This is a genomic window from Sphingobium sp. AS12, assembly GCF_019097845.1.
In the GTDB taxonomy this organism is placed as follows: Bacteria; Pseudomonadota; Alphaproteobacteria; order Sphingomonadales; family Sphingomonadaceae; genus Sphingobium.
The window spans coordinates 72962-81510 of the sequence record NZ_JAHRGM010000018.1 but is presented as its reverse complement, the minus strand read 5'-3'; the positions used below and the strand labels follow the sequence as shown (position 1 = coordinate 81510).

At 59.0% G+C, this 8549-nt stretch carries 9 protein-coding genes, 1 tRNA gene, 1 rRNA gene and 1 pseudogene; 7 read left to right on the top strand and 5 right to left on the bottom strand.

Annotated elements, in window-relative coordinates; all coding sequences use genetic code 11:
- From rrf to KRZ98_RS24010, 3 genes are all read left to right on the top strand, one after another.
- A 5S ribosomal RNA gene (gene rrf / locus KRZ98_RS07325) occupies window positions 1-103 on the top strand; the annotation flags it as partial.
- Between the two features lie 94 nt (window positions 104-197).
- Window positions 198-274, top strand: a tRNA-Met gene (locus tag KRZ98_RS07320).
- Between the two features lie 7 nt (window positions 275-281).
- Window positions 282-746, top strand: a complete 465-nt coding sequence (locus tag KRZ98_RS24010; RefSeq protein WP_254798176.1) for a hypothetical protein — start codon at window positions 282-284, stop codon at window positions 744-746.
- A 78-nt stretch (window positions 747-824) separates the two neighbouring features.
- Here the strand turns inward: KRZ98_RS24010 and KRZ98_RS24005 are convergent.
- Window positions 825-1907: pseudogene (locus KRZ98_RS24005) on the bottom strand (recombinase family protein); the annotation flags it as partial.
- Window positions 1908-1925: 18 nt separating this feature from the next.
- Window positions 1926-2057 (bottom strand): hypothetical protein, encoded by a 132-nt coding sequence (locus tag KRZ98_RS24380; protein WP_302849082.1) that lies wholly within the window; start codon window positions 2055-2057, stop codon window positions 1926-1928.
- Window positions 2058-2615: 558 nt separating this feature from the next.
- On the opposite strand from KRZ98_RS24380, the gene KRZ98_RS07310 reads away from it, so the two are divergent.
- Genes KRZ98_RS07310 through KRZ98_RS07295 form a run of 4 tightly spaced genes read left to right on the top strand, consistent with a single transcriptional unit; the run spans window position 2616 to window position 5494 of the window.
- Window positions 2616-3308 carry an HNH endonuclease signature motif containing protein gene (locus KRZ98_RS07310; RefSeq protein WP_217672994.1) on the top strand — a complete coding sequence of 231 codons (693 nt, stop codon included), beginning with the start codon at window positions 2616-2618 and terminating at the stop codon, window positions 3306-3308.
- Entirely contained in the window at window positions 3305-3943 is a 639-nt protein-coding gene (locus KRZ98_RS07305) for a hypothetical protein (RefSeq protein WP_217672993.1), read from the top strand. Before KRZ98_RS07310 ends, KRZ98_RS07305 begins: the two co-directional genes overlap by 4 nt.
- Window positions 3940-4347, top strand: coding sequence for a nucleotidyltransferase domain-containing protein (locus tag KRZ98_RS07300; protein ID WP_217672992.1), 408 nt, complete (start codon window positions 3940-3942; stop codon window positions 4345-4347). Before KRZ98_RS07305 ends, KRZ98_RS07300 begins: the two co-directional genes overlap by 4 nt.
- Window positions 4277-5494: a phospholipase D family protein gene (locus KRZ98_RS07295; protein WP_217672991.1), complete on the top strand. Its 1218-nt coding sequence runs from the start codon at window positions 4277-4279 to the stop codon at window positions 5492-5494. Before KRZ98_RS07300 ends, KRZ98_RS07295 begins: the two co-directional genes overlap by 71 nt.
- Before the next feature lie 39 nt (window positions 5495-5533).
- On the opposite strand, the gene KRZ98_RS07290 is transcribed toward KRZ98_RS07295, so the two are convergent.
- From KRZ98_RS07290 to KRZ98_RS07280, 3 genes are read right to left on the bottom strand one after another with little or no spacing between them, the layout of a single operon-like run.
- Window positions 5534-7276: a DUF2326 domain-containing protein gene (locus KRZ98_RS07290; RefSeq protein WP_217672990.1), complete on the bottom strand. Its 1743-nt coding sequence runs from the start codon at window positions 7274-7276 to the stop codon at window positions 5534-5536.
- Window positions 7276-7518, bottom strand: coding sequence for an ABC-three component system middle component 6 (locus KRZ98_RS07285; RefSeq protein ID WP_217672989.1), 243 nt, complete (start codon window positions 7516-7518; stop codon window positions 7276-7278). Before KRZ98_RS07285 ends, KRZ98_RS07290 begins: the two co-directional genes overlap by 1 nt.
- Complete coding sequence (locus KRZ98_RS07280) at window positions 7515-8438, bottom strand: ABC-three component system protein (protein ID WP_217672988.1); 924 nt, start codon at window positions 8436-8438, stop codon at window positions 7515-7517. The genes KRZ98_RS07285 and KRZ98_RS07280 overlap by 4 nt, the downstream gene beginning before the upstream one ends.
- Window positions 8439-8549 lie beyond the last annotated feature (111 nt).

The following is an 8549-nucleotide window of genomic DNA, read 5'->3' as shown; positions in this document are numbered from 1 at the left end:
AGCGTCTGTGACCCACCCGATCCCATCCCGAACTCGGCCGTGAAACCTGACTGCGCCGATGGTACTATTGCTCAAGCACTGGAAGAGTAGGGCGTCGCCAGGCATTGAAGCACGCGCATATATCGGATCACACAAAACCCATTCATGATCTCGATAAAAGGGCGGACCCAAAAGGTCCGCCCTTTATCCTTTGGTGGCGCGGGATGGAGCAGCCCGGTAGCTCGTCAGGCTCATAACCTGAAGGTCGCAGGTTCAAATCCTGCTCCCGCAACCATCTGAAATTGCGATACCCCGCCGAGGGTCGCAGCCTTCGAAGAACCCGCCCTGGAGGCGGGTTTTTTGCGTTCTACCGCAATCGCGAGGATGCCTGCCAGATCGCCGCGCACATCGATCTTCAGTTCGCTGCCTTCAGGCACCAGTATGATCGCGTCGATGAGCGAACGAATGACCTCAGCCGCCTCGAAGCGCTTGTTCTCGTCGACATGCTCCAGCGCTCGATAGAGATTGTCGAGTTGAGCCCGATAATGGTGCGCCATGTTGGGATGGAGCAGGGGAGGGGGCTCCTGGGCCTGGGCGAGGTCGCGCTCCAGCTCCTTTTTGCGCGCTTCAAGACCTACCATTTTGGCGTTGATCTTGTCTGCGGCGCCGCCGCGCAGGATCAGGTTCACAAGCATATCCAGATCCCGGTCGATCTTTTTGATCTCTGCCTGAGCGCTGGCTATGGCTGCGCCTGCATCGCCCCTTAGCCTATTGGTTTCGCGCGTGAACTCGTCGCAAAACTCGGCAAACAGCGCAGGGTCCATCAGATGATGGCGCAGCGCATGCAGCACGCGCTCTTCCAGACGATCGCGTCGGATATTGAGGCGGTTGTCACAGGTACCCTTGTTCCGTGCTGCCGAGCAGCCCAGCATCATCGCTGAAATCATCGAATATCCGCCGCCGCAGCAACCGCATTGCAACAGGCCGGACAGGAGATATTTCTGGCGGCGGCGATCGCGGAAGTTTGCGGAGCCCACTGCGGCATTTAATTGATCCACTTGGCAGGATTTTTGCCGCTCCTTGGCATGCTGCCAAAGAGCATCATCGATGAGGCGCAGTTCGGGCACGTCCTGAATGATCCATTCTGATTCTGGGTTGGGCCGGGCTTGCCGTTTGCCAGTATCGGGATCCTTGATGAAGCGTTGCCGATTCCAGACCAGCTTGCCGACATAAAGCTCATTGTTGAGGATGCCGGTGCCGCGCTTGGGATTGCCATTGATGGTGCTAAAACCCCAGGTGCCGCCGGTTGGTGCCTCGATACCCTCTTTGTTCAGTTCGGTTGCTATCCGTTTGGCCGATTTGCCAGCGACATAGTCGCGAAAGATGCGCTGGATGACGCTTGCTTGTGCGTCATTGATGGAGCGGTCGCCCCGGATCAGTTCGCCGTTGGAATCGAGCCGTTTGACGACGTCATAGCCATAGCTGTTACCACCTCCAGACTTGCCTTGCTCGACCCGGCCGCGCAGGCCACGCCGTGTCTTGTCGGCGAGATCTTTCAGAAACAGGGCGTTCATCGTACCCTTGAGGCCGATATGCAGATGGGTGATCTCGCCTTCAGACAGGGTGACCATCTTAACGTCACCATAGGCCATCCGCTTGAACAGCCCGGCAATATCCTCCTGGTCGCGCGACAGGCGATCCATGGCCTCGGCCAGCACGAAGTTGAAGCGTCCGCGATTGGCGTCTGCGATCAGCGCCTGAATGCCGGGACGCAGTAGCGAAGCGCCTGAAATGGCATGATCGGTATATTCCTCGACAATCTGCCAGCCCTGCTTTTCGGCATGCAGGCGACAGATGCGCAACTGGTCGGCAATGGAAGCGTCACGTTGATTGTCGGAGGAATAGCGGGCGTATAAAGCAACCTTCACGGAACGAAACTCCTCGTCTCAGGAGCGGGTCGTGCGGCGCTCCTCCAGCATCTCCAGATACGCCTTCCGCGCGGCACGACGGGCAAGCAGGCGAACCAGCTTGACCAGACGCGGATCGGGGCCGCTGCCGCAGGAGGCAAGGTTGAGCACCGACTCATCAGGCCGGGGAAACTTCTGTCGCTGCTGACGGCTACCGGTTGCCATCGTGAATCCGATTACAGCAGATTGCAAGATAGGTTGGGCTCAGTTCGTCGCGGCTCGACGAGTTTTTGCCTCGCGGATCGACATCTGCAGAACTCGTAATTAAAACAGGCAAGAGCCGTCGGTGTTCGACGGGAAAAGGCACTTGGTTCACTTGGCACACCCACAAAAGGGCCTGCCCGCCACAAATCCTATCATGCTGCGGAATGCTCAGCTTTGCAATGGTCTCAGTCTTGCAAAATGTTGCTGGCACCGATGTTACTGAAATTATAGCTAAGCCTAGAATCGTGACCGAAAAGGGCAACTGCCGACCAGATCTCGTCGTTTGAGGTCGGCCGCCCTGATGTCCGCTGAGGCTGGAACCGGTCTTTCGCACGTCGGACGGCTACCGGTCGGTTAAAGCCGGAAGAACTGACGCTAGATGTTGGATGCGAAAATAGTTCTGCGTGCTGACGCTAGAAACAGAGGTTGCTATATGAACGTCGGGCACTAGAGCGGGTAATATTGATGGCGGCAAGAAAAGCGATACCGGCGGAAACCCGACTGCGACTATTCTCTGGCGCGGCTGGCTTCTGTCAGAAACCTGACTGCCTTGAAGCCCTGTTTCCAGCGGAGATGGGTGGCGACAAGCACATCGCCGAAATGGCGCATGTCATTCCGCATGGTGAAGCAGGCCCACGCCATGAAGACCGGCCGGCGGACGACTTCGATCCCGACGCCTTCGAGAACTTGATCCTATTGTGTCCGACCTGCCACACGAAGATCGACAAGGACCCCGAAGCCTATCCGCGAAGTATCTTGCTTAATTGGAAGGCCAGTCATCTCGGGCGGCTTGCGCACAAGCAAGGCATACGGGCTTACGACGATCGCGATCAGGCTCGAACTGCGTTTGCCGGTATTATGGCTGAGAACCGGGCCATCTGGGAGAAGTTTGCGCCGGAGGAAGGTTCGGACTTCGAGTATGACCCGGAATCGGGCACGGCTGCGGTCTGGGATCAGCGCATGAGAAGCGTAATCTTGCCCAACCACTATCGCACTTTGGCGATCATTGATGCCAATCTTGGCCTCGCAACAGAGGAGGAACGCCGCACGTTCGCTGAGTATCAGGAGCATGTTCGCGGCCTGTGTGAGCGGCATATATGCGGCGTCTCGGGTCGAGCTATCCGCTTTCCGGGAGCGATGGACGGGATGTTCGCATGAGCTGGCAGGTCAAATATGCGCTCGCCAATTTTGATAAGGAGGGTTCGTCGATCGCGGAGCATCTCGGCGGTGACGCCATTCGGATCGTTACCGAGGATCGACCGGATGTCGTCGCTGCCATCTCGGCTGCCACGACAGTCGATCAGGCAACAGCTGCCGGCTATCTGGACCGCGTCGAGGGCCTCGATTTCCTCTGTGGCTATCGGGCGGAATGTGTCTGGGAGGGCGAGGCGATCTGGCATCTTGAAGCCAACCATGTGGGCTGGGGAAGTTTCGGAACGCTGCGGTCGGCGGTGCTTGATGGCGATGCCAACACTGCACAGCACAAGGTTTACAAATTCTCGGATCGGCTTCTTCGGCAGTTTGGCGCAGTGGCGGCCGTCGACCGGGAGTTCGACCGCATTCATCGGGTGATCCTGCGGTCTGGGGAGGTGCTGCGGATAGGGATGATCGCTGACTATGAGCCGACGGCTGATGAGGTTCGGTCACTGTGGGACCGCTTTGGCCCGGTCGACATCATCTGGAACACCAATCCGAATGGCACGCCGCAGCCCGAGGCGAACGACGCCGGAAGGGAACTGGGGTGTGATGTGATGCTGTGGGACGCGTTAAGAGAGCGATTGGCACGGGCATGATGTCGGCCAACGAGATCGCGGTTCACCTTCTGGCGTCCTGCCCCTCGCTCGAGCATTTCGAGGCCTATATGTTCGGCTCAGCGGTAGCGGGAGTTGGGGCGGACATCGACATTCTGATCGTCGGTCCCGGTGGCTCGCTGCTGTCTCAGGTGAAAGGCGAGCTTCGTTCGGCTGGGGAAGCCTTGCCACTGCACCTTCTGTGCATGTTGCCGTCGGAAGCGCTCCACACGCAGTTTGTCTCAAGGGAGAAATGCGTGCCACTATCTCAGCTTGTGCTGTCTAATCATGAACAGACAGTCGCCAAAATAGTCTCGGTTCAGGCTTGGGGGAACGATGAAGATAGCGCTGCTCGACGCGGGGAAGACGCGATCTGTGCTGAAACGCCTAATCAAAGAGTACGATGATATTCAAATCGCTGTGGCTTGGGGCTACAATGGGAAGCTCGCTGATCTCCTGATGGAAAACAGGGGGAAATTCCGTTCTGTCACATTTGGCCTCAACGGCTTTGCGACGTCGCCCGATCTGGTGGAGCGATTAATTGGCACTAAGAACGCCTTCATCGCAAAGGCGGACACTGGCATCTTCCATCCCAAGATCTATCTATTTCGGGCTGGCGGCGTTGCGCAGGCGATTGTTGGAAGCGCCAATTTCACGAAGGGCGGGCTCGATAGAAATTATGAGGCGTGCGTCCACATCAAGGGACCGACCGACGCCGAAATTTTCAAGCAAATCCAACGCGAGCTGTCCGGCTATGACGTGCTCAAGCAGCGCGTGACTCAGACGTTGGCGGACAGTTATCGGCGGCAATACGCCGCTGCACGAAAGCACCGTGGCCAGCGCGACCCGATCCTCCCTGACGACAAAAATGGCGGAAAAGGCCTGACCTCGCCCTTGGCGATGATGAGCTGGCAGGACTTTGCAGCGTCGGCGAAGCTCGATCCGCAACATAACTTCAAACGCCGGATGACGCTGCTTCGGGAAATTCAGCGCCTCTTTGCGAGCGTGGAGCGTTTCTCGGATCTCACAGCGACAGAATGGAAGGGTATCGCGGGCACCCTGGGTAAATCCGAGAGGATCGCTGCGGGTCTCGACATCCATGACTGGGGATGGTTCGGATCGATGGGCGGCAATGGCGATTTTGCGGGCCTTATCTCAAGGCAGGACCGTCAGCTCAGCGACGCGGTAGACTGCATCCCTCGCAAGGACCCGGTCACTCGCGAGGATTTTGAGGAATATTGTCGCCGTTTCCGCAAGGCGTTCACGGATGCCGACGCCCATCATGTTGGAGAGTTTCCAACGGCGACGCGGCTGCTTGCCATGAAGCGACCAGACACGTTTGTTTGCGCGAACGGGAAGAATAAGGCGAATTTGGCCGAGGCGCTGAACTTTGCCCCAACGACGCTTTCGCTGGCGAATTATTGGGATCGGATCATCCTGCCGATCCAGTCGTCGCCCTGGTATAACGCATCCCATCCCAGCGGGGGTGACGGCGAGTTGTGGGACTATCGTGTCGCGATGCTCGACACCCTCTACTATGACGAGGACGCCTGACCCTTTTTTCGATGAGATGGACGGGCACCGCGCGGCGCCCTAGTCGAAGCGAACCCCGAAGAGGCCGCCATCGGGCGTGTCCGACAGTTCCGTTTCGAGAACATATTTAGCGAAGCTGGCGCCGCTCTCACGCTCGGCTCGGACAAGTTCATCCGAGTTGAGGAGTGCCACATATTGGATGCCTGTGCTCTCTGAGAAGTCGGCGGCGATTTGCAGGGCGCGAGCGAACTGGCGACCGTCGACGGGCTCGAATAGGTGGCTGTCATGAATGATGAAACCTGGGCCTTCGCCGCGCCTTTTAGCTAAGGCAGCAAGGGTGAGGTCGAAGCAAAAGACTTCCATGCTCATGACGCCGGCGCTGCCATCGGCGGGTGTCTGCGGGAGGAACCTCAGACCCGTATCAGTTGCTGAAATGGCTAATTGGCCGGCCTTCTCGTAAAGGCGTTCCGAGATTTCAGAGAAGGTGCGGCTCGCCGTATCGACAATTGTCGATCGCTCGCGGCGATCCTGGCGCAGGGCGCGAACAGCATCCTCCACCTCACGCTCAAGCGCCTCTGCACGTTCCTCGAGCTTTCGAGCTTCCTGTAGACGCCCCTCGAGCTGCTTGAGCTCGGACTCGCGTCCGGAAAGCTCATCGCGCAATCGCAGAAGTTCGTCAGCAGGACCGCTCGCACGCAGGGATCGCGTGATGTCGCGGCGGCGCGCTTCTATCATCTCGCGACGCGGCTGACGATTGGCGATCCGCTGCTGAGCCGCTGCGATTTCATTCTGCAGATGGGATTGCCGATTTTCGACCAGCTTCTCATGGAAGCGGTGAACCTCGTCATATCGATCAGTCACGAGGTCGGGAAAGACGATCCTCGCCTCTTCGAACAGGCGGGCGATGTCCGGCGCTTGTGTGAAGGTCTCGGCCTCCAGGGCTCGCGCGTTCACGTCGATCGCCTCCTGATCAATCACGTCGCCATCGGAGAGGTCGCGGAAATCCTGGTTCAGGATTGCGAGTTCGCGCTCCAGCTCGCGAAAGGCAGGAAGGACATTAAAGGCTTCGATGCGCTCGGCCAGTCGATCGCGCCCGAGCTTCACCGAGGCGATTTCAGCTTCGAGCTGCGCCTCCAGGTCGGCGCGCTTGGACCCGTCGGCCGCCGCTTTGTCGAGCGCGGCCAAAGCGGTCTGCGCATCCTTGGTCTGCTTGAGGGCTGCCTTGGCCTGATGCAGGCGGCGCACCAGTTCGGCGTCCAGACCGAACAGATGTGCGAGCGAGGTTTCAACCGAAGCGGTGGACTGGTTGCGAAAGGTCCGGATCGGGCTGTCGAGCCCGCCGTCACGCTTGCGGCGCGCGAAATAGCTGACGAGCTGGCGGTACGAGACATCGCCATTGCCGCGTTTCTCGCGGAGGCCGAACCAATCCTCGCCAAGCCGTTTGCACCACTGGGCGTTCTGGATGCGATCTACGCCGGTCTGGGCGGAGCGGATGAATACCTGCTTGGCGTTGGCGACGCTTCGCGTGACTTCGACACGCTCGTGGCCGACATCGACATCAAGCGAAAAATTCCATTCGGCGACAGCGGCCGCGGTGAGGGCCCCCTCGGCCTTGCCGCCAAGGAGAAAGTGAATCAGGTCGATAGTGCTCGATTTGCCGGCGCCGTTGCGGCTGCGCCTCTCGTTGGCGCTGCCACGATCTGCGTCACCGCCGTCAGCTCGCGTCGCAAGAATGATGTTGAGGCCAGGCCGGAAGGTCAGTGTCCTGAAGCCGTCTCGATCCGCTGCGAGGCGGTGCAGCATCACTGTCCTCCGACGCGGCGACGAATCAATCCGTCGTCGCCGAGCGATACCAACTTCATGAGGAAGAGCAGATCGATCGCGAGAATGAAGAAGGCATAGGAGACCGGGCGAGCCTCCTGTTTGGCGCGGAACTCGTCCCAGACGCCGGAAACCGTGCGCGGTGAACCGAGGCCGTCGAAGACCTTGCCCGCCAGCGTGAGCAGGGCACGATCGGGACTGATATTCTTCGTCGGAAGAATCATGACGCAAAACCCACGACTGGTATCTCAAATATCTGACACGTTACGAAAAAGCGGGTCACGATCGCGAGAGCTGCGGTGTCGCGCTCCGCTTCGCCCGTGCCGCCGCCTGCGAAGATTACCATTTCCCTGAATGTGTGATCGGGTTCAAGGCCGGATGAGACGCATTCTGCATATCGTGCCTTGAAACCCTGGGCCATGCGCTCCGGCTCTTCAGGATCGGGTTGGTCGCGAAGGTAATCTTCGACTTTTGCGGCCCCGGTTTGGCCGATCGAGAGAAAGTGGCGCGTTGCATCGGAGAGCGCGTTGAAGGTCACCTTGGTCGCAAGGTCGGCGGAAAGTGGCACGGACTCGTTGGGGTCCGTGGCAATGGCGCGTCGGATAAGAGTAAGCGCGCGCCCGAGGTTCGCGTAGGTGATCCGCGCCATGTCGGTGGCCCGGGGGGCGCGGCCGTAAAGCCGCACACGCTCATCGGCTGGAAGGCTCTTGATCAGTTCCAGAATATCAGATCGCGTAAGCGGCCCCGCCGGCACGTCGAGTTCCTCGGCGAGCTGCTCAATCTTGCGCACGAGTTCCGAGGGCAATTTGTCGCGGTACAGATTGACGACGAACTTCCATTCTCGAACCCGAGTGCCCCAATGTGCCTTCGCTCCACGAAAATCCTCGTCAATTTTCGCGAGGGCGTCATCGACGTTTGCCTTACCGTAGCGCGGGCCATAGCATTGATAGACCGTGCCGGTTGAGGAGCGGAAGCCATCGCATTTCAGGTCGCCGCGGCGGCCCATAGGAATGGTGGGCGTGAAGTCTTCCTGCCAGAGCGACTTCGCAATTGCCTGAAACCGCGTTTCGAATGCGTCACCCTCAAGGTCTTTGAGTTCCGATTCGGCACGCAGCCCCTGCCATTCCCAGTCAAATTCATCCATTTGCGGTGTGCTCTCCTTGGTAACGCCCTATCGATCGGAGTAGGGGCTGTCGAATGTTTCAGATGGCAAGCCGGTCGGTGCCGCGAATGCGGATCTGGCGCGATTGCTTTC